The organism is Microvirga antarctica (assembly GCF_017921815.1).
Classification (GTDB): domain Bacteria; phylum Pseudomonadota; class Alphaproteobacteria; order Rhizobiales; family Beijerinckiaceae; genus Microvirga; species Microvirga antarctica.
On sequence record NZ_JAGEMM010000004.1, the window covers coordinates 114,675 to 133,360 of the forward strand.

An 18,686-nucleotide genomic window follows, 5' to 3' on the forward strand; every position below is an offset into this window, starting at 1 on the left:
TTGGGTATCGGCTTGCCCATGAGGGTGCATCGCCAAGACCGGCGTGGCACGATCATGCGACGAACCCGAACGCTGGAATTCTCGCGGTGCCGCTGTGCCGGAGTGACCAATCCAGCGCCAGTCGCCGAGGATGTCGATGCCCATTATCAACCGCGTTGCAGACCTGTCCGATGAGATCGCCACCTGGCGGCGTGATTTTCACGAGAACCCCGAACTGCTCTACGACGTGCACCGCACCGCCGGAATCGTGGCCGACAAGCTGAGGGCCTTCGGTTGCGACGAGGTCGTGACCGGCATCGGGCAGACCGGTGTTGTGGGGATCATCCGCGGCCGCTCGAACACCTCCGGCAAGGTCATCGGCCTGCGGGCGGACATGGATGCCCTGCCGATCGAAGAGGCGACGGGCGTCCCCTACGCGTCGAAGACGCCGGGCAAGATGCATGCCTGCGGTCATGACGGCCACACGGCCATGCTCCTCGGCGCAGCCAAATACCTGACCGAGACCCGCAATTTCGACGGCACCGCCGTCGTGATCTTCCAGCCTGCCGAAGAGGGTGGCGGCGGCGGCGACGCGATGGTCAAGGACGGCCTGATGGAACGCTTCGGGGTGCAGGAGATCTACGGCATGCACAACCTGCCGGGTCTTCCGCTCGGTCATTTCGCGATCCGCCCCGGGGCCATCATGGCGGCAGCCGACCGGTTCAGCATCACCATCGAGGGAAAGGGCTCGCACGCCGCCCGCCCGCATGACGGGGTGGACACCATCCTTGTGGCGAGCCACGTGGTCACCGCGCTGCAATCGGTGGCGTCGCGCAATGTCGACCCGCTCGAATCGGTCGTCGTGTCCGTCTGCATGATCAAGGCGGGCGAGACCTTCAACGTCATTCCCCAGACCGCCGAACTGCTCGGCACCGTGCGGACGTTGTCCCCCAGCGTTCAGGATCATGCCGAGGCGCGCATCAAAGCCATCCTCGAGCACATCTGCGCAGCTTTCGGCGCAACCGCGACGATGAACTATGCCCGCGGCTATCCGGTCACCATCAACGATGTGGACAAGACCGCGTTTCTCACCGGCATCGCCAAGCAGATCGCCGGTGACGGCGCGGTCGATACCGCGATCTCGCCGATGATGGGAGCGGAGGATTTCTCGTTCATGCTCAATGAGCGACCCGGCGCCTATATCTTCATGGGCAACGGCGACACCGCGGGCCTTCATCATCCGGCCTACAATTTCGACGACGAGGCCGCGCCATACGGCGTGTCGCTGTGGGCCAAGATCGTCGAATCCGGCATGCCGGCCCATTGATCCGGCGCCGATGCGCCTGCCGGCACTCATGCCGGCAGGGCAACTTCGGGCCGGAGCGCGTAAAGACTCGGTTTACCAAGAAATCGAACAGCCAGAAGGTTTTACGACCCATTCATCGCTTTGACGTCAACTGCCGGCATGACGTCCCTCTGATACGCGATGACGGATATGGGCCCGCAGATTACTCCAAACCCGATGTTTACGCCGGCCCCGTCCCGCTACGAGAGGCCGAGGCTGGCCGAGCGCGCAGGCTTCGGCATCATGCCGGCGCCGGCCAGGCCCTCCCGGCACAACACGTTCATCCTCGGGCGGTCCGAGGCCCGCACGCGGCCCCTCCTCAACCAGGAGGAGCGTGACCGGCTTCATTGCTGGTCGATGGTGGTGGCGGTCGTGTCGTCCGTGACGGGCCTCGCGCTGCTGGTAGCGTCCATTCTCCACTAGACCCGCACAAAAAAGCCCGGCATGGCCGGGCTTTTTGCTGGTGATCCAAGGCTATCAGGCGACCGGTCCGGGATTGTTCGGTGTCGGATCCGGATTGACCATCGGTCCGTCCGGCGCCCGGTCGGGATCGGTCGCCGGAATCTCGGTGGGCTGGGTGATGGGCACTTCGGTCGGATTGTGGCCCGGGAGAACGGGGTTGGAATCGGGCGTATCGGGGGTCGGCTGCGGATCGTAGGGGCCTGGGCCTCGCGTCATGCTGTCGTCTCCTTGGTTGATGAGCCAACGGCTGGCGGCGGGCTCCGTTCCTCATCGCAGCGGCCAGACCAACATGATGAGGGGCGTTCCGACCACCACGACGATCAGCGACAGGGGCAGTCCAAGCCGCCAGTAATCCCCAAATCGGTAGCCGCCCGGACCCATCACAAGGGTGTTGCACTGGTGGCCGATGGGGGTGAGAAAGTCGCACGCCGCCCCGATGGCGACCGCCATCAGAAAGGCATCCGGCCGGAAGCCGAGTTGCGTCGCAAAGCTCGCCGCAATCGGCGCCATCACCAGCACGGTGGCGGCGTTGTTGAGGAACGGCGTAACGGCCATGGCCGAGACCATGATCAGCACCAGCGCGCCGGTTGGCGGCAGCATGGCGGCCGCCGAGGACAACCATCCCGCAATCAGATCCGTGCCGCCCGTCGTGCGGATTGCCTCGCTGACGGGGATAAGCGCGCCGAGCATGACGAGAATTGGCCATTCGATCGTCTCGTACGCCTCGCGCAAAGTCAGCGATCCAAACAGCACCAGCAGGACGCCTGCACCAAAGAACGCGATGGCGACGGGCAGGATGTTGAAGGCCACCAGCCCCATGGCGACGGCCAGAATGGCGATGGGCAGGAGGCTCCGCCGGGCGCTGCCCAGGCGAATCGTGCGTTGCGCCAGCGGCAGGCACCCCAGCTCCTTCAAGGTATCGGGGAGACGGGTGAGATTGCCCTGCAGGACGACCACGTCGCCCGTTCGCAGCGCGATGTCGCGCATGCGTTCGGTAAAGCGCTTGCCGCTGCGGCTGACGGCGATCAGATTGACCTGATAGCGCTCATGTAACCCAATGCGTTCGGCGGTCATGCCGGTCAGCAGGGAGTTTGGACCGACAATCGCCTCGACGGCGCCGATTTCGTCAGTTTCCTCCTTGGCGGGTTGGCGATGCTCGCCGCTGAGCTTGAGGCCGGACCTGGCGACGAGGCTGTCGAGGGCGTCGGTTTCGCCCTCGAGCATCAACAGGTCGTCTTCACGCAGGAGCGCATCCGGCAGCGGACTCGAGCTGCGGGTCTTGTTGCGGATGATGGCCGCGACCTTGACGTCGCCATTGGCGAGCTTGATCAAATCCGCCACTGTCTTGCCGATGATCTCCGCGCCGCCCGGTACACGCGCCTCGGTCACGTAATCGGTGATGTTCAGCGCCTCGTCGAGGCTCGCAGCGCCCTTCCGGTCTTTCGGCAGCAGGCGGTAGCCGAAGGCCAGAAAGGTCACCCCAACAATCGCGATGCCGATGCCCACGGGGGCGAAATCGAACATCTTGAACGGCTCGCCCAGCATCTCGTTGCGCACCCGCGACACGATGATATTGGGCGATGTGCCGATGAGCGTGACGATGCCGCCCAGCAGTGACCCGAAGGCCATCGGCATGAGAAAGCGCGACGGCGGCGTGTTGGTCCGCCGGGCGATTTGAAATGCCACCGGGATCATCATCGCCAGCGCGCCGATATTCTTCACGAAGGCGGACAGCACCGTGACGACGCCGACCAGCACAATGATCTGCATCTGCGTGGTCTTGAGGTAGGGTCCAAGATGGTTGAGGCCGGCCTCGAGAATGCCGGATTTGGCCACTGCCGCACTCACCAAAAGCGCGCTCGCCACGATGATGACGATGTCGTCGCTGAAGCCAGAGAAGGCTTTGTCGGCCGGCACGATGCCGACCAGCACCGCCGTCAGCAATGCCAACGTGGCCACGACATCGTAGCGGAAGCGCCCCCATACGAAGAGCGCCATCATCCCGGCGACGACCGCGAAGGCAAGAATCTGAGGAGTTGTCATGGGGACCGCGCGCGAGGGGAAACGAACAAGCCCCCAACGCGCTAAAGCCAAGTTAGTGCCGCAAATTATTGGCCCAGAACGAGGGCCCAGTAACGCCCGTAGCCGCCCTTGGCATCCGCCCGCGCGAGACCGATGCGCCGTGCCTGCGGCATCAGAAGGTTGCTGTTATGGCCCGGCGAGGCTTTCCAGCGGTTAATGGCGCCATCGACTGTCGCCGACCCCGCCGACAGATTTTCGGCCGAGTAGCCCATCACGCCGAATTCCTGCATGCGACTCCCGAAGCTGCCATGGCTCAAGGTTCCGGCCGCCGCAACCGCCCGCGCCTGGTAGGCCGCGGCCTGGTTGAGACGGGAATCAACCGTGACGGGTGGCAGGCCTTTGGACACCCGATAGGCGGAAATGAGGGCGGCAGCCTGTGAAGCGTCGCTGGTGGAGCTGCCCGTGACCTCGTGATTGACCGCCAGAGGCTGGCCCGCACACCCGGCGAGAGCCATGCTTGCCACGACCGCGAGGGTAAGAGCCTTCATGAAAATCCCCCAGATGGCGTTCTCCGCCATTCCCCTTGAAAAAAATCGCGATGGCAGTCATGTGGAACTGCCGCCGACCCGATGCCGCTGCATGCCATGTCGTGCGCGTCGGGTCCATAACGCCTCCCGCGTCAGCTCATCGCATGTCAACATCCTTGCCTTCGCCCCACATCGCCGTCATCGGCGGCGGTCCCGCCGGCCTGATGGCTGCGGAAACGCTTGCGCGCGCCGGTCTCAAGGTGACGGTGTACGACCGGATGCCGAGTGTGGGCCGCAAGTTGCTGATGGCGGGACGAGGCGGACTCAACCTCACCCACAGCGAGGATCTGGGGCCCTTCCTGGAAAAATTCGCCGAGGCCTTGCCCCAGTTGAAGCCGATCGTCGAAGCCTTCACGCCCGTCATGCTGCGCCAATGGAGCGAAGACCTCGGGCAGGAAACCTTCGTGGGAACGAGCGGGCGCGTGTTTCCAAAGGCGTTCAAAGCGTCGCCGCTGCTGCGCGCGTGGCTGGGCCGGCTCGACTCGCTCGGCGTCGCCTTTGCGCTCCGGCACCGCTGGATGGGCTGGGACGGAGCCGGGAACCTCGTGTTTGACCATGGCGACGAACAACCGCTTGTGGTGAAGCCCGATGCCGTGGTGCTGGCCCTCGGCGGGGCGAGCTGGCCGCGTTTGGGCTCGGATGGTGGCTGGGTCCCGCTTCTTGAGGCGCTGGGCGTCCCGGTCGCCAGGCTTCGGCCGGCCAATATGGGCGTCAAGATTCCTTGGTCGGATCTGTTGCGCGACCGGTTTGAAGGGCAGCCCCTGAAGGGAATCGCACTCACTTTCGAGGGAACCACGGTCCGCGGCGAGGCCGTCGTCACATCCGACGGTCTGGAAGGCGGCGCGGTCTACGCGCTGGCCGCTCCCCTTCGCAATGCCATCGAACGAAGCGGACAGGCGACGCTCACCGTCGACCTGCGGCCGGATATCGCCCGGGAGGCGCTTGCAGCGCGCCTTTCGGTGCCGCGCAAAGGCCAATCGACCTCAACCTTCCTGCGCAAGGCGGCGGGGCTCTCGCCCCTGGCGATCGCGCTTCTGCGCGAGGGCGATCTGGCGCTGCCGCCCGATGCGGAGGGCCTTGCGACCCTCATCAAGGCCGCGCCGCTTCGCCTGACCGGCATCAAGCCGCTGGCGCGGGCCATCTCGACGGCAGGCGGCGTGACGTTCGATTCCGTCGACGCGCACCTGATGCTTCGCACCCTGCCCGGCGTCTTCGTGGCGGGCGAAATGCTGGATTGGGAGGCCCCGACGGGCGGCTACCTCCTGCAGGCCACCATTGCGACCGGAGCGGCGGCGGCCCGCGGAGTGCTCGCCTATTTGGCGATTCCAGATGCCGCATTGACCGAATCCGGCCGCAAGGCCACACCCAACCCGTGAACGACCCGCTTAAAATCCTCCACGATGTGTTCGGCTTCTCGACCTTTCGCGACGGTCAGGAGGATATCGTGCGGGCGGTGCTTGCCGGCGAGGACGTTCTGGCCGTCATGCCCACTGGCGCCGGCAAGTCCCTGTGTTTCCAGCTTCCCACCCTCGTGCGCGAAGGCCTGACGCTGGTCGTCTCGCCGCTCATCGCGCTCATGCGGGATCAGGTGGCGGCCCTGCGCCATTTCGGGGTCGAGGCCGGCAGCCTCAACTCGGCCAACGATCCGGACGAGAATCGCCGGGTGGCCGATGCCATTCGCGATCGCACCATGCGGCTGCTCTATGCCTCCCCCGAGCGCCTTGCCAATTCGAACGCAACGGAATGGCTCGCCCGGTCCGGCGTCAATCTTCTGGCCATCGACGAGGCCCATTGCGTATCCCAATGGGGGCATGACTTTCGGCCCGAATACGCGATGCTCGGCGAAGTCCGCCGAAGGCTCGGTGGGGTGCAGACCATCGCGCTCACCGCGACCGCCGATGTGGCCACCCGTGGCGATATCATGCATCGCCTGTTCGACACGGAGCCGCGCATCTTCATTCATGGTTTCGACCGGCCCAATCTGCGGCTCGCCATGCAGTCGAAGGACCAGACCAAGCGACAGCTCTTCTCCTTCCTCGACAAGCATCGTCATGAGAGCGGCATCATCTACTGCGCGTCCCGCAACGCCACCGAGAAGCTCGCCGATTCCCTCTGTCAGGCGGGCTACAGGGCGATGCCCTATCACGCCGGCATGGCGCAGGCCGACCGGGCACGCAATCAGGACATCTTCCTTCAGGAGGACGGCGTCGTCATGGTCGCGACGGTGGCCTTCGGTATGGGAATCGACAAGCCCGACGTGCGGTTCGTGGCCCATGCGGCGCTGCCGAAATCGATCGAGGCCTATTACCAGGAGATCGGCCGTGCAGGTCGCGACGGCGAATCAGCCGACACCCTGACGCTCTACGGTCTCGACGACATGCGGTTGCGCCGCTCGCAGATCGAGGACAGTGACGCGTCGGAGGAGCAGAAGCGGGTGGAGCGCCAGCGTCTCAACGCGCTGGTGGCGCTGTGCGAGGCGCCACGCTGTCGACGCCAGACGCTACTGGCCTATTTCGGCGAGACCACGGCTCCGTGCGGCAATTGCGATCTGTGCATCGACGGCGTGGTGTCGTTCGACGGCACGGTCGAGGCCCAGAAACTTCTCTCGGCCATCGTGCGCACCGGCGAGCGGTTCGGCGCCGAGCATATCATCAGCATCCTGATGGGCGAGGAGACCGAGGCGATCCTGCGGCTCGGTCACAACGGTCTCAAGACCTTCGGCGTCGGCAAGGATCGGGCAAAGACCGAGTGGCGTTCCCTCTTGCGCCAGATCTATGCGCTCGGGCTGATCACCCTCGAGCTTTCGGAATATGGGCGCTGGACGTTGACCGACCGGGGCGTGGCCGTCCTGAAAGGCCAGGAGCGCGTGGAGCTTCGCGCCGACGTTCTGATGAAGCCCAAGGAGCGCAAGGCGCGGCGCGGCGGAATGGTGGCCGAAACCGTCGTCCCCGGCGACGATCCGCTCCTGTTGGCCCTGAAGGTGCTGCGCACCCGCCTCGCCAAGGAAGAGGCGGTTCCGGCCTACGTGATTTTCTCCGATCGCTCGCTGATCGACATGGCGGTGAAACGTCCGACCTCGGTCACGGCATTCGGCGACATTCACGGGGTGGGCCAGGCCAAACTCGATCGCTATGCCGATGCCTTCCTGCCGGTCATCCGCCAGCACGCGGCCTAGTTCAGGTCGCAACCTCGACCCATGTGCCGGATCGAGCGCTTCGCGCCATGGCGTCCACGCAGCGCTCGATGCGAATCCCTGACTCGAAATCGATCACCATCGCGTCTTCACCTCTGATCCGTCCGATCAGCTCGCGGCATTCGATGATCTTGAGATCGCCAAAGCCAAGGCTGTGGCCGGCCGCCGGAAGAAACCGGTCATAGGGCGGATGATCGGGACCCGACAGAATGGTGCGAAAGCCCCGGGTCCGCGGGTCGCCGTCGGCGACGAAGAGCTGGACCTCGTTCATCCGCTCCTGATCAAACACGAGGGTGCCGCGTGACCCGAAGATCTGGACCGCGATGCGACCCTTGCGGCCCCAGGCGGAGCGATTGAGAGCGATGACTCCCGAGGCGCCTGTCTCCAGTTCCACCAGCATGGTGGCAATGTCGAAGGTTTCCACCGCGCGTCGCGTTCCGTCCTCAACCGGGCGATCCACATAGGGTCTTGCCATCTGGCCGCAGACCCGGCGGACGCCGCCCACCAGTATCGTCAGGAGGCTGAGGGCATGAACGCCGAAATCGTCCAGGGCCCCATGACCGGACGAGGCCTCGCTCTTCCAGAAGAAAAGGGCGTCCGGATCGGCCATGAAATCCTCGTCCATCTCGATGCGGATGTGATTGACGGGGCCGATGCGACCCTCCGTGAGCAGGCTCCTGATCAGCCGCATGATCGGGTTTTGGATGTAGTTGTAGCCGAGCACCGCTACAGTGCCGGCGCGCCTTGATGCTTCCAGCATCCGCTCGGCATCCGCAAGCGTCGTCGCCATGGGCTTTTCGCACCAGACGTGCTTGCCGGCCTCGATCGCCGCAATCGCCATGGCGGGATGAAAGGCGTTGGGCGTCGTGATCGACACGACGTCGACCGCGGGATCGTTCACCAGAGCGCGCCAATCGCCGGTCGCGCGCTCGAAACCCAGTTCACGGGCCCGGATGTCGGCCAGGTCCTGGGACGACTCCGCCAGAACCGCGAGGCGCGGCCGCTCCACGTCGCCGAACACCGACGCCACCGCGTTCCACGCCAAAGCGTGGCATTTGCCCATATAGCCAGTGCCGATCAGACCGATGCCAAGGGGTGCCATGGTGACCTTAGACCATACCGCCGAGTTCGCTCGACAGGGATTGCAGCTCTTTCCCGCCGGCCATGAGGTTTTGCAACTCGTCGATTTCAATGTCCGACTTGGCGAAGGTCCCCAGGGTCTTGCCCCGATTGAGGACGGTGAAGCGATCGCCAACCGCATAGGCATGGCGGACATTGTGGGTGATGAAGATCACCCCCAACCCCTTCTGGCGCACCTGATGGATGTATTTGAGAACCATCGAGGTCTGGGCGACGCCGAGCGCCGATGTCGGCTCGTCGAGGATCAGGACCTTCGCGCCGAAATAGACCGCGCGCGCGATGGCGACGCATTGGCGCTCGCCGCCAGACAGGGTCCCGACCGCCTGGTTGGGGTCGCGCACGTCAATGCCGATGCGCTTCATCTCCTCGCGGGTGATGGTGCTGCACTGGTCGAAATCCACATAGCGGAAGGGCCAGATCCCTTTCGTCGGCTCTCGTCCCATGAAGAAGTTGCGCGTCACCGACATGAGCGGGATCATGGCAAGATCCTGATAGACGGTGGCGATGCCGGCATCGAGCGCATCGCGCGGGCTGGTGAACACCACGTGCTCGCCTTCCACCAGGAATTCGCCGTCGCTCGGCCGGTGGACGCCCGACAAGGTCTTGATCAGCGTCGATTTTCCAGCACCATTGTCGCCCAGCAGACACATCACCTCACCGCGTCGCACCGTCATCGAGATGCCCGACAGGGCGATGACGGAGCCGAAATGTTTGACGATGTTGCGGACGTCGATGAGCGTGTCGGTGGTGGCCATCAGCGTTCCCCCGTCACTTTCTTGCGGATGAAGTTGTTGAACAGCACCGCCAGCAGCAGCATGGCGCCCAGGAAGACCTGGAACCAGTCGGAATCGAAGCGCGTGTAGGTCAGCCCGATCGACACCATGCCGAAGATGATGGCCCCGAAAAACGCCCCGATGGCGGAGCCGTAGCCGCCCGTCAGGAGGCACCCGCCGATCACTGCGGCGATGATCCCCTCGAACTCCTTCTGGAACCCGCGCCGGGCGTCTGTGGAGCCGGCATCCAGTACTGTCAGGATGGCGACAAGCGTCGCGGCACACGCGGTGAGCATGAACAGGCTGGTCTTGACCCGGTCGACCGGCACGCCGGAATTGCGCGCCGCATTGGCGTCGCCACCGGCCGCAAAAATCCAGTTGCCGGCTTTCGTGCTGAGAAGGATCCAGGTGGCAAAGGCGGTGAACAGCACGAACCACACGATGGAGACGGGTATGCCCGTGACGGTAGGAACGCCGTTGGGAAACTTCGCCACGATGTCCTTGGCGGCAAGCCACGCGAACAGGCCCTCAAGGGCGTTGCCGGAAAACATTTCCCGCACGATGCCTTCCCCCGCCTGCTCGCCGATTCCGCGCATCTGCGTGGACCCGCCGGTGGCCCATTTCAGGCCGACGAGCGACAGGCCGCGCAGGATGAACAGGAACGCCAGCGTCACGATGAAGGACGGCAGCCGTGTGCGAATGACGATCTGACCGTTGATGCCACCCAGCACGCAGGCCGTCGCGAAGGTGGCGAGGATCGCTGGCAGCAGCGGCAGGCCCGCCAGCAGCAGGAAGCAGCCGAAGATCAGGCCCGAGAAAGCTACCATCGACCCGATGGAAAGGTCGAACTCGCCGCCGATCATCAGGAGTGCGGCGGCAATCGCCAGAATGCCGAGTTGCGAGGAGGGTGCGAGGATATTCATGATCCCCGCCAGCGTGAACATCGAGGGGTCGGCGGTCGACATAAAGAACAGGGTGACGAGAACCAGCCCAGCGGCCGCCCCCAATTCCGGCCTCCGCATGAGTTTCGTGACAAACGATGCTTCCTTGAGCCGTTCATCGGGGGCTGCCGCCACGTCTGCGGTCGGTGAGGATGATCCTGGCTGTTCGCCACGCGCCATTGCCGCCTCCTTGGCCGTCAGGATGGCAGTCCGCCACGACTTGGCGGACTGCCGGATCGGATTGCCTTAGCGGATGCCCTTGGACGACAGGTCGACGACCTGGGCTGCCTTCTCCTTGGTGACGAGGTTCGGGCCGGACGGAACGTTGCCGCCGGGGATCAGGCCGTATTTGGCGTTCAGCGCCAGGAAGACGACCGGCAGGTAACCCTGCAGGTATTGCTGCTGGTCGATGGCGAACGCAGCCTCGCCGGCCGCGATCGACTTGAGGAGATTGGCCGACAGATCGAACGAGGCGATGCGCACCGCGCCCGTCTTGCCGACTTCCTTCACGGCCGCGATCGCCGGCTCGCCCGAAAGCGGTCCCAGCGCCATGATCGTGTCGATGGCGGTGTCAGTGGTCAGCGCCGCCTTCACCTTCGCGCGGATCTCGGTGGGATCGCTCGAAACCGGCAGCACGGTCACCTTGCCGCCGAAGCCTTCCGTGAATCCTTTGCAGCGCAGGTCGAGGGAGACGTTGCCGACCTCGTGGTTGACGCAGAGCCCGGCCTTGCCGCCCATCTCCTTCAGTTTTGCGCCCGCAATCCTGCCGGCATCGATCTCGTCCTGTCCCACATGGAGCAGGGCGCCAAGCTTCTTTGAAACATCAGAGCCTGCGTTCATCGACACGACGGGAATGCCCGCCGCCACAGCCTTCTGGATCGCCGGGCCGAGCGCCGAGGAATCCGGAATCGACACGATGAGACCGGCGGGCTTCTGGTTGACGGCGGCGTCGATGAGTTGGCTCATCGCCACCATGTCGAAAGTCTCGGGCGCGCGGTAATCGACCTGGACCTTCATGTCCTGGCCGGCGGCGGTGACGCCGTTCTTGACCACCGACCAGAACGGGTCGTTGGCTTGCCCATGGCTCACCACAATGATCCGCCCGCCCTGCTGGGCCATGGCGGGAAGGGCGGTCGAGAGCGCGAGGGTCGTGGTGAGAGCTGCCGCGGCAGCCAGGCGGGTAACAAGAGACGTCATGATGTGTCCTCCCCGGATGGGTCCCTGAGATCCATCGTCCGGAGGCTCCGGCACCGATGGAAAGCGCGGCTGTCAAAGCGCCGCGTCGTTGAGTTGGCAGGGAATGTCCGATGCATGAGGGCGGCATCGAGCAATTGGCGTTCCGCTGCCGGCCGATCAAAACGGAATGATCAAGCCTTTTGTCTCATTCTTTGGAATTTTTATTCCATTCTTGGCTGATCGGTGTCAAGCTCAATCATCATGTCGAAAGAGGGCACACGGAGGCTGACAGCACGATGGCGGACGGCTTGGGAGTGATGGCTGAGGCCGCCCCGGAGGATTACGAGGGACTCCGGCAGTTGCTGCTGCACCGCCGCGAGGCGATGCCGAAACGGCTCAAGCAACTCGCGGCTTTTGCGCTCGCCCACCCAGAGGAGATGGCCTTCGGCACAGTGGCGGGAATCGCCGAACATGCGGGGGTCCAGCCCTCGACGTTGGTGCGGTTTGCCAAGAGCCTGGGCTATGACGGTTTCTCGCATCTGCAACAGCTCTTTCGCGATCGTCTGCGCGAACGGTTTCCCGATTACCGAGAACGGCTGCGCGGCCTGCGTGAGGCGGAGGGCCACCACGTCCATGCGGTCTCGCTGCTCGACGGCTTTGCCGCAGCGGCGGCCGTTTCGCTCGAGCGGATGCGCGGATCCGTGCGGCCCGAGGAATTGTCGCGCTCCATTGAGACGCTGGCCAAGGCGGACACGATCTATCTGCTGGGCGCGCGGCGGGTTTTTCCCGTTTCGCTTTACTGCGCCTACGCGTTCGGCAAGCTGGGGGTGCGGGCGATTCTCATCGATCACATCGCCCAGCTCGGCCCCGAGCAACTGGCCACGGCGACCGAGCGGGATGCCGTGCTGGCGATCAGCTTCACGCCTTACGCCCCTGTCACCGCGGAACTCGCAGCGGCAGCGGCGCGGCGCGACATTCCCGTGGTGGCAATCACCGATTCGGCCTTCAGCCCCCTCGTGCCGAGCGCCGATGTCTGGCTGGAAGTGGCCGAATCCGATTTCGGCGCCTTTCGGTCCTTGTCTGCTTCGTTCGCGCTCGCCATGGCGCTCGTCGTCGGAACGGCGGAGAAACGCGCCGAGGGGTAAATGCGAGGGCCGGCGCCCAGCCACTCGCGCCATGTGGCCAGTCTAGAGTCTGACGGGCCGGCCGGATTTCGCCGATTCGGTCGCAGCATCCGCGAGCCTCTGGGCCATCAGGCCATCGCGCCCGGTTGGCTCGCAGGGGCTGCGGTTCTTGACCGCTGCCAGAAAGGAATCGAGCTCCGCCCGATACGCATCCGCATAGCGCTCAAGGAAGAAATCCTGCACCGGATCGGCCGTGATGCCGGCAGCGTTCGCGACTTCCACCGTCGTGCGGTGAATGTTGCCGGCGCGGATCATGCCCTTTGACCCGTGGACTTCCACGCGCTGGTCATAACCGTAAGTGGCGCGCCGCGAATTGGAGATCTGGACGATCCGGCCTTTGGCGGTCTTGAGCAGGACCGCAGCCGTATCCACGTCGCCAGCCTTGCCGATCGCCGGATCGACCAGAGCCGAGCCGACAGCGTGAACTTCGACCGGTTCATCGCCGAGCAACAGAAACCGCGCCATGTCCAGATCGTGGATCATCATGTCGCGAAACAGACCGCCGGAGGTGGCGATGTAGCTGACCGGGGGCGGGCCGGGGTCGCGCGACAGAATCGTCACCAGCTCGACCTCGCCCACTTCACCCTCAGCCAGACGCCGCCGCAAGCTCGCAAAATTGGGATCGAAGCGGCGGTTGAAGCCGATCATCAAGAGCGATCCGGCTTTCTCGACAACGGACAGGCAAGCCTCGATGCGCGAGCTGGAGAGATCGACCGGCTTTTCGCAGAACACAGCCTTGCCGGCGCGGGCCCCGCGCTCGATGAGATCGGCGTGCGTGGTCGTGGGCGTGCAGATCAGAATGGCATCCACATCCGCGCGTTCGACGACCGCGTCAAGGGAGGCGACCTCGGCCCCCGTGGCGGCCGCAAGTTCCTGTGCGGAAGGGTCGTGCGGATCGGCCACCGCGACGAGGCGGGCGTCCGGATGGTTGGCCGCGTTGCGGCCGTGAATGCGGCCGATGCGGCCGGCGCCCAGTACGGCGATCTTGATCATGATAGTCCCATTTCGATGTCCGGCTCAGCGGCAATTTTGGAATTGATGTTCCAGCTCATGATGGTAATAGAATAAACGTTCCACGCCATCAAGGGCCGCCACAAGGCTCGAAACCGGTATCGTACCGGCTCCGGGAGAAAGACCATGAAGCCCCTTCTCGATGTCATCACCATCGGCCGCTCCTCGGTCGATCTGTATGGCCAGCAGGTGGGCGGCAGGCTAGAGGACATGGCGTCCTTCTCCAAGGCGGTTGGCGGCTGCCCGGCCAACATCGCCATCGGTACGGCGCGTCTCGGTCTGAAATCGGGCGTCATCACCCGGGTCGGGGACGAGGGGATGGGCCATTTCATCCGCGAGCAGATGGTCCGCGAAGGCGTCGCGACGGCCGGGATCGTCACGGACACGGAGCGTCTCACGGCACTCGTCATTCTCAGCGTGCGCGACGAGAGCTCGTTCCCGCTCATCTTCTACCGCGACAACTGCGCCGACATGGCGCTGACGCCGGACGACATCGACGAGAGCTTCGTTGCCTCGGCCGGAGCGGTGGTGGTCACGGGAACGCATTTCTCGCGACCCAACACGGACGCGGCGCAGAAGAAGGCAATCCGAATCGCCAAGGCGAATGGCCGGAAAGTGGTCTTCGACGTGGATTATCGCCCCAACCTGTGGGGCCTTCTCGGCCATGCGGCGGGCGATTCCCGCTACGTCCGCTCCGAGGCCGTCACCGAGCATCTCAAACCCATCCTGGCCGATTGCGACCTCATCGTCGGCACGGAGGAGGAGTTGCACGTCGCCGGCGGTTCCGAAGATACATTGCAGGCCATCCGCAACATTCGGGCCGCATCAAGCGCGACCATCGTGTGCAAGCGCGGGCCAATGGGATGCGTCGTCTTCCCGGGCCCAATTCCGGCCTCGCTGGATGACGGCGTCAAGGGACCGGGGTTTCCCGTGGAGGTCTACAATGTCCTTGGCGCAGGAGACGCCTTCCTGTCGGGTTTCCTGCGCGGCTGGCTCAGGGACGAGGCGCTGATCACATGCTGCACCTACGCCAACGCGTGTGGGGCGTTCGCCGTGTCCCGGCTCCTGTGCTCGCCGGAAATTCCCACCTTTCCGGAACTGCAGCATTTCCTTGAGCATGGCAGCCGGTCGAAAGCGTTGCGGCTCGACGAAGACATCAATCACATCCACTGGGCCACCACCCGCCGTCCCCAGGCCGGTACCCTGCGGGCGCTTGCCATCGATCACCGGGCCCAACTGGAGGCGATGGCGCAGGAGGTCGGCGCCTCCCTGGACCGGATTCCCGCCTTCAAGGTGCTGGCGGTCGATGCCGCCGCGCGTGTTGCCAAGGGCCGCGCAGGATTCGGCATGCTGCTCGACGGCACCTATGGGCGCGAAGCGTTGTTCCGCGCCGGCGACCATCCGTTCTGGGTCGGTCGTCCGGTCGAATTTCCCGGCTCGCGGCCGCTCGATTTCGAGGGCAAGGGCAGCCTCGGCGCGCAGTTGATCGAATGGCCGGTGGGCCACACCATCAAGTGCCTCTGCTTTTACCACCCCGACGATCCGGCCGACCTCAAGGAACGTCAGGAGCGCGAATTGCTGCGCCTCTACGATGCGGCCCGCAAGGTCGGCCGCGAGTTGCTGGTCGAGATCATCGCCGGCAAGAACGGCCCGCTTCGAACCGACACGGTCGCGCTCGTCGTGCAGCGCCTCTATGATCTCGGCATCAAGCCTGACTGGTGGAAGCTCGAGCCGCAATCGGACAAGCAAGCCTGGCGTGCCGTCGGGGATGTGATCCGGGCGAATGATCCCTATTGTCGGGGAATCGTGCTCCTGGGTCTCGAAGCGCCCGAGGCCGCGCTGGAGGCGGCGTTTGAAGCCGCTGCCAGCGAAAGCCTGGTCAGGGGTTTTGCGGTCGGTCGCACCATCTTCAGCGAGGCAGCCCGTCGTTGGCTCAAGGGCGACATGACAGATGAGGCAGCGGTTGCCGATATGGCCGGCCGCTTTCAGAGACTGGTCGATTCGTGGGAGCGAATCGCCGGCGACACAAGGGCCGCCTGAGATGCAGGCCGAGCAACTCCGGTCGCCAGAGGAGCAACCATGAGCACCATCCGCCTGACCATGGCGCAAGCCATCACGCGCTTTCTCGCCGCGCAGAAGACTGAGATCGACGGCGTCGAGACGGCGCTTTTCGCCGGCGTCTGGGCGATCTTCGGGCATGGCAACGTGGCCGGCATGGGCGAGGCTCTGCACGGGGTGCGCGACACGCTGCCGACCTTCCGTGGGCACAACGAACAAGGCATGGCCCATGCGGCCATCGCGTTCGCAAAAGCCTCGCGGCGGCGCCGCATGATGGCCTGCACCACGTCGATCGGCCCGGGTGCAACCAACATGGTGACGGCCGCCGCGCTCGCGCATGTCAATCGTCTTCCGGTGCTGTTTCTTCCCGGCGACGTCTTTGCCAACAGACGGCCTGATCCGGTGCTGCAGCAGATTGAAAGCTTTGCCGACGGGACGGTATCGGCGAACGATTGCTTCAGGCCCGTGTCGCGCTACTTCGATCGGATCTCGCGGCCGGAGCAGATCATGCCGGCGCTTCATCAGGCAATGACTGTGCTGACCGATCCCGCCGAATGCGGCCCGGTGACGTTGGCGCTCTGCCAGGATACGCAGGCCGAGGCCTATGATTATCCCGAGAGCTTCTTCGCCGAGCGCCTCTGGACGCAGCGGCGGATTCGCCCGGATCAGAGCGAGCTCGCCCGGGCCGTCGCGTTGATCAGATCGGCCCGCAAGCCGTTCATCGTCGCCGGCGGCGGCGTTCTCTTCTCCAGTGCCGAGACCGTCTTGGCGGACTTCGCGAGCCGGCATGGTGTCGTGGTGGCGGAAACGCAGGCCGGCAAGTCAAGCTTGCCGCACGATCATCCGCGTAATCTCGGCGCCATCGGCGTCACCGGGACGGCTGCGGCCAACGCCTTGGCCGAGGAAGCCGATGTGGTGATTGCGGTTGGCACACGCCTTCAGGATTTTACGACCGGCTCCTGGGCCCTGTTCAAAAATCCCGACCGTCGCATCATCGGGCTGAATGTTCAGACCTTCGATGCGACCAAGCACGAAGCCTCTCCCCTCGTCTGCGACGCCAGGGTCGGCCTGGAGGAGCTGGGTGCCGCGCTGCAGGGATGGACTGCGCCGGATGCCTGGGTGGCCAAGGCGGATTCTGAGATGGCGCGGTGGGTGACGGAGGCCGCGCGCTACACGGACCCGACCAATGCGGAACGCCCTTCCGATGCGCAGGTCGTCGGAGCGGTCCAGCGCAATGCCGCGCCATCGGACGTGATTGTGTGCGCCGCCGGCGGATTGCCGGGCGAGCTACACAAACACTGGAAGGCCTCGCAGGCGCTGGGCTACCACATGGAATACGGCTATTCCTGCATGGGATACGAGATTGCAGGCGGGCTCGGTGTCAAGATGGCTGATCCCGATCGGGAGGTCGTCGTGATGGTGGGAGATGGGTCCTACCTGATGATGAATTCCGACATCGCGACGTCGATCATGCTGGGATTGAGACTGACCATCGTGCTGCTCGATAATCGCGGCTACGGTTGCATCAACCGACTGCAGCGCGCGACTGGTTCGGAGAGCTTCAACAACCTGCTCGAGGACACCCGCCACGTGGCGCTGCCGGACATCGATTTCGCGGCCCATGCGGCGAGTCTGGGTGCGCTTGCGATCAAGGTGGATGGAATTGCCGGGCTTGAAGCCGCGCTCAAGGACGCGCGCAAGGCGGAGCGCACCAGCGTCATCGTGATCGACACGGATCCTCTTGCGACGACCGATGCGGGCGGCCATTGGTGGGATGTGGCGGTTCCGGAAGTCTCCCGGCGCCCGCAGGTCAACGAAGCGCGCAGGACCTACGAACGCGCGCTGGCGTCGGGACGGGACAACAACTGACGGTGGCTCGTCACGATCAGGATATTCAGGGATTGAGGAAAGACAAGCAGATGACGATCCGTATCGGGGCCAATCCCATTGGCTGGTCGAATGACGACATGCTGGAACTCGGTGGCGAAACACCGTTGGAGGTCTGCCTCTCCGAGGCGCGTGAGGCGGGTTTCGTCGGGATGGAACTCGGCAACAAATTCCCGCGTGACGCGCAGGCCCTGAAAACGGCGCTTGCGCCCTTCAAGATGGCCTGCATCTCGGGCTGGTATTCGGCCGAACTTCTGCTGCGCGATGCGCAAGCCGAGATGACGGCCTTGCGTCCGCATCTCGATCTGCTCAAGGCGATGGGCTCCAATGTGCTCGTCTTCGCCGAGACATCGAACGCGATTCACGGCGACCGTTCCAAGCCGCTCTCGCAGCGCCCGGTGATGAAGGCTGGCGACTGGGCCGCCTACGGCCGACGGGTGACGGAGGTTGCCGAGAGGACGCTGGAAGAGGGCGTGCGCCTTGTCTACCACCACCACATGGGCACCATCGTCCAATCCGAGGCGGATATCGACGCGTTCATGAATGCAACCGGCGATGCGGCGCATCTGCTGCTCGACACGGGCCACGCCACCTGGGGCGGCGCGGATCCTGCCGCCCTGGCGCGCCGCTATCGCAACCGCATCAGCCATGTCCACACCAAGGATGTGCGCAGGGAGGTGATGAACAAGGCGAAGGCCGAGGATTGGAGTTTCCTCGATTCCGTTCTCGCCGGCGTCTACACGGTGCCCGGCGACGGGATGGTTGATTTCGTGTCCGTGTTCAAAGAGCTCCCGGATTATCACGGCTGGGTCGTCATCGAAGCGGAGCAGGATCCGAAGAAGGCAAACCCGCTCGTCTATGCCAAAATGGGCTATGCCAATCTGACCCGCTTCCTGAAAGAAGCAGGCTTGCGCTAGAGGATCTCAGC

The 18,686-nt window shown here is 64.6% G+C and carries 16 protein-coding genes; 8 read left to right on the forward strand and 8 right to left on the reverse strand.

Going from position 1 to position 18,686, the window contains the following annotated elements; translation table 11 throughout:
• Positions 1-136: 136 nt before the first annotated feature.
• Positions 137-1,306, forward strand: coding sequence for a M20 aminoacylase family protein (locus tag J4G32_RS13810; RefSeq protein ID WP_210495420.1), 1,170 nt, complete (start codon positions 137-139; stop codon positions 1,304-1,306).
• A gap of 159 nt (positions 1,307-1,465) precedes the next feature.
• A complete protein-coding gene (locus J4G32_RS13815) occupies positions 1,466-1,747 on the forward strand; it encodes a hypothetical protein (protein ID WP_210495423.1) in 282 nt (93 codons plus the stop codon).
• Between the two features lie 54 nt (positions 1,748-1,801).
• Here the strand turns inward: J4G32_RS13815 and J4G32_RS13820 are convergent, their stop codons facing one another.
• The 3 genes from J4G32_RS13820 to J4G32_RS13830 form a co-directional block, all read right to left on the reverse strand.
• Positions 1,802-2,002, reverse strand: coding sequence for a hypothetical protein (locus J4G32_RS13820; RefSeq protein ID WP_210495427.1), 201 nt, complete (start codon positions 2,000-2,002; stop codon positions 1,802-1,804).
• A gap of 51 nt (positions 2,003-2,053) precedes the next feature.
• Positions 2,054-3,829 carry an SLC13 family permease gene (locus J4G32_RS13825; protein WP_210495430.1) on the reverse strand — a complete coding sequence of 592 codons (1,776 nt, stop codon included), beginning with the start codon at positions 3,827-3,829 and terminating at the stop codon, positions 2,054-2,056.
• A 65-nt stretch (positions 3,830-3,894) separates the two neighbouring features.
• Entirely contained in the window at positions 3,895-4,356 is a 462-nt protein-coding gene (locus J4G32_RS13830) for a CAP domain-containing protein (protein WP_210495434.1), read from the reverse strand.
• A 143-nt stretch (positions 4,357-4,499) separates the two neighbouring features.
• Here J4G32_RS13830 and J4G32_RS13835 point away from each other — a divergent pair, with 143 nt between their 5' ends.
• Positions 4,500-5,771, forward strand: coding sequence for a TIGR03862 family flavoprotein (locus J4G32_RS13835; RefSeq protein WP_210495437.1), 1,272 nt, complete (start codon positions 4,500-4,502; stop codon positions 5,769-5,771).
• Positions 5,768-7,570, forward strand: a complete 1,803-nt coding sequence (recQ, locus tag J4G32_RS13840; protein ID WP_210495441.1) for a DNA helicase RecQ — start codon at positions 5,768-5,770, stop codon at positions 7,568-7,570. Before J4G32_RS13835 ends, recQ begins: the two co-directional genes overlap by 4 nt.
• Before the next feature lies 1 nt (position 7,571).
• Here recQ and J4G32_RS13845 read toward each other — a convergent pair whose 3' ends face one another.
• From J4G32_RS13845 to J4G32_RS13860, 4 genes are all read right to left on the reverse strand, one after another.
• On the reverse strand, positions 7,572-8,690 hold the full coding sequence (locus tag J4G32_RS13845) for a Gfo/Idh/MocA family protein (protein ID WP_210495447.1): 1,119 nt from the start codon (positions 8,688-8,690) through the stop codon (positions 7,572-7,574).
• Between the two features lie 7 nt (positions 8,691-8,697).
• On the reverse strand, positions 8,698-9,483 hold the full coding sequence (locus J4G32_RS13850) for an ATP-binding cassette domain-containing protein (RefSeq protein WP_210495452.1): 786 nt from the start codon (positions 9,481-9,483) through the stop codon (positions 8,698-8,700).
• Complete coding sequence (locus J4G32_RS13855) at positions 9,483-10,622, reverse strand: ABC transporter permease (protein ID WP_210495454.1); 1,140 nt, start codon at positions 10,620-10,622, stop codon at positions 9,483-9,485. Before J4G32_RS13855 ends, J4G32_RS13850 begins: the two co-directional genes overlap by 1 nt.
• Positions 10,623-10,688: 66 nt before the next feature.
• Positions 10,689-11,639, reverse strand: a complete 951-nt coding sequence (locus tag J4G32_RS13860) for a sugar ABC transporter substrate-binding protein (RefSeq protein WP_210495457.1) — start codon at positions 11,637-11,639, stop codon at positions 10,689-10,691.
• Positions 11,640-11,914: 275 nt separating this feature from the next.
• Between J4G32_RS13860 and J4G32_RS13865 the strand changes: the two genes are divergently transcribed.
• On the forward strand, positions 11,915-12,763 hold the full coding sequence (locus J4G32_RS13865) for a MurR/RpiR family transcriptional regulator (protein ID WP_246505064.1): 849 nt from the start codon (positions 11,915-11,917) through the stop codon (positions 12,761-12,763).
• A 42-nt stretch (positions 12,764-12,805) separates the two neighbouring features.
• Here J4G32_RS13865 and iolG read toward each other — a convergent pair whose 3' ends face one another.
• Positions 12,806-13,795 (reverse strand): inositol 2-dehydrogenase, encoded by a 990-nt coding sequence (gene iolG / locus J4G32_RS13870; protein WP_210495460.1) that lies wholly within the window; start codon positions 13,793-13,795, stop codon positions 12,806-12,808.
• Positions 13,796-13,939: 144 nt separating this feature from the next.
• On the opposite strand from iolG, the gene J4G32_RS13875 reads away from it, so the two are divergent.
• Genes J4G32_RS13875 through iolE form a run of 3 tightly spaced genes read left to right on the forward strand, consistent with a single transcriptional unit; the run spans position 13,940 to position 18,675 of the window.
• Positions 13,940-15,853, forward strand: a complete 1,914-nt coding sequence (locus tag J4G32_RS13875) for a bifunctional 5-dehydro-2-deoxygluconokinase/5-dehydro-2-deoxyphosphogluconate aldolase (RefSeq protein WP_210495464.1) — start codon at positions 13,940-13,942, stop codon at positions 15,851-15,853.
• 39 nt (positions 15,854-15,892) lie between these two features.
• On the forward strand, positions 15,893-17,740 hold the full coding sequence (iolD, locus tag J4G32_RS13880; RefSeq protein WP_210495467.1) for a 3D-(3,5/4)-trihydroxycyclohexane-1,2-dione acylhydrolase (decyclizing): 1,848 nt from the start codon (positions 15,893-15,895) through the stop codon (positions 17,738-17,740).
• Between the two features lie 50 nt (positions 17,741-17,790).
• On the forward strand, positions 17,791-18,675 hold the full coding sequence (gene iolE / locus J4G32_RS13885) for a myo-inosose-2 dehydratase (RefSeq protein ID WP_210495471.1): 885 nt from the start codon (positions 17,791-17,793) through the stop codon (positions 18,673-18,675).
• Positions 18,676-18,686: the final 11 nt, after the last annotated feature.

Bases quoted from the DNA above. Each gene is read 5' to 3' on its own strand.
- J4G32_RS13830 (WP_210495434.1), bottom strand. From the start codon at position 4,356: ATGAAGGCTCTTACCCTCGCGGTCGTGGCAAGCATGGCTCTCGCCGGG.
- iolD (WP_210495467.1), top strand. From the start codon at position 15,893: ATGAGCACCATCCGCCTGACCATGGCGCAAGCCATCACGCGCTTTCTC.
- iolG (WP_210495460.1), bottom strand. From the start codon at position 13,795: ATGATCAAGATCGCCGTACTGGGCGCCGGCCGCATCGGCCGCATTCAC.
- iolE (WP_210495471.1), top strand. From the start codon at position 17,791: ATGACGATCCGTATCGGGGCCAATCCCATTGGCTGGTCGAATGACGAC.
- J4G32_RS13845 (WP_210495447.1), bottom strand. From the start codon at position 8,690: ATGGCACCCCTTGGCATCGGTCTGATCGGCACTGGCTATATGGGCAAA.
- J4G32_RS13810 (WP_210495420.1), top strand. From the start codon at position 137: ATGCCCATTATCAACCGCGTTGCAGACCTGTCCGATGAGATCGCCACC.
- J4G32_RS13865 (WP_246505064.1), top strand. From the start codon at position 11,915: ATGGCGGACGGCTTGGGAGTGATGGCTGAGGCCGCCCCGGAGGATTAC.
- J4G32_RS13860 (WP_210495457.1), bottom strand. From the start codon at position 11,639: ATGACGTCTCTTGTTACCCGCCTGGCTGCCGCGGCAGCTCTCACCACG.
- J4G32_RS13855 (WP_210495454.1), bottom strand. From the start codon at position 10,622: ATGGCGCGTGGCGAACAGCCAGGATCATCCTCACCGACCGCAGACGTG.
- J4G32_RS13850 (WP_210495452.1), bottom strand. From the start codon at position 9,483: ATGGCCACCACCGACACGCTCATCGACGTCCGCAACATCGTCAAACAT.
- J4G32_RS13820 (WP_210495427.1), bottom strand. From the start codon at position 2,002: ATGACGCGAGGCCCAGGCCCCTACGATCCGCAGCCGACCCCCGATACG.
- J4G32_RS13825 (WP_210495430.1), bottom strand. From the start codon at position 3,829: ATGACAACTCCTCAGATTCTTGCCTTCGCGGTCGTCGCCGGGATGATG.
- J4G32_RS13815 (WP_210495423.1), top strand. From the start codon at position 1,466: ATGACGGATATGGGCCCGCAGATTACTCCAAACCCGATGTTTACGCCG.
- J4G32_RS13875 (WP_210495464.1), top strand. From the start codon at position 13,940: ATGAAGCCCCTTCTCGATGTCATCACCATCGGCCGCTCCTCGGTCGAT.
- J4G32_RS13835 (WP_210495437.1), top strand. From the start codon at position 4,500: ATGTCAACATCCTTGCCTTCGCCCCACATCGCCGTCATCGGCGGCGGT.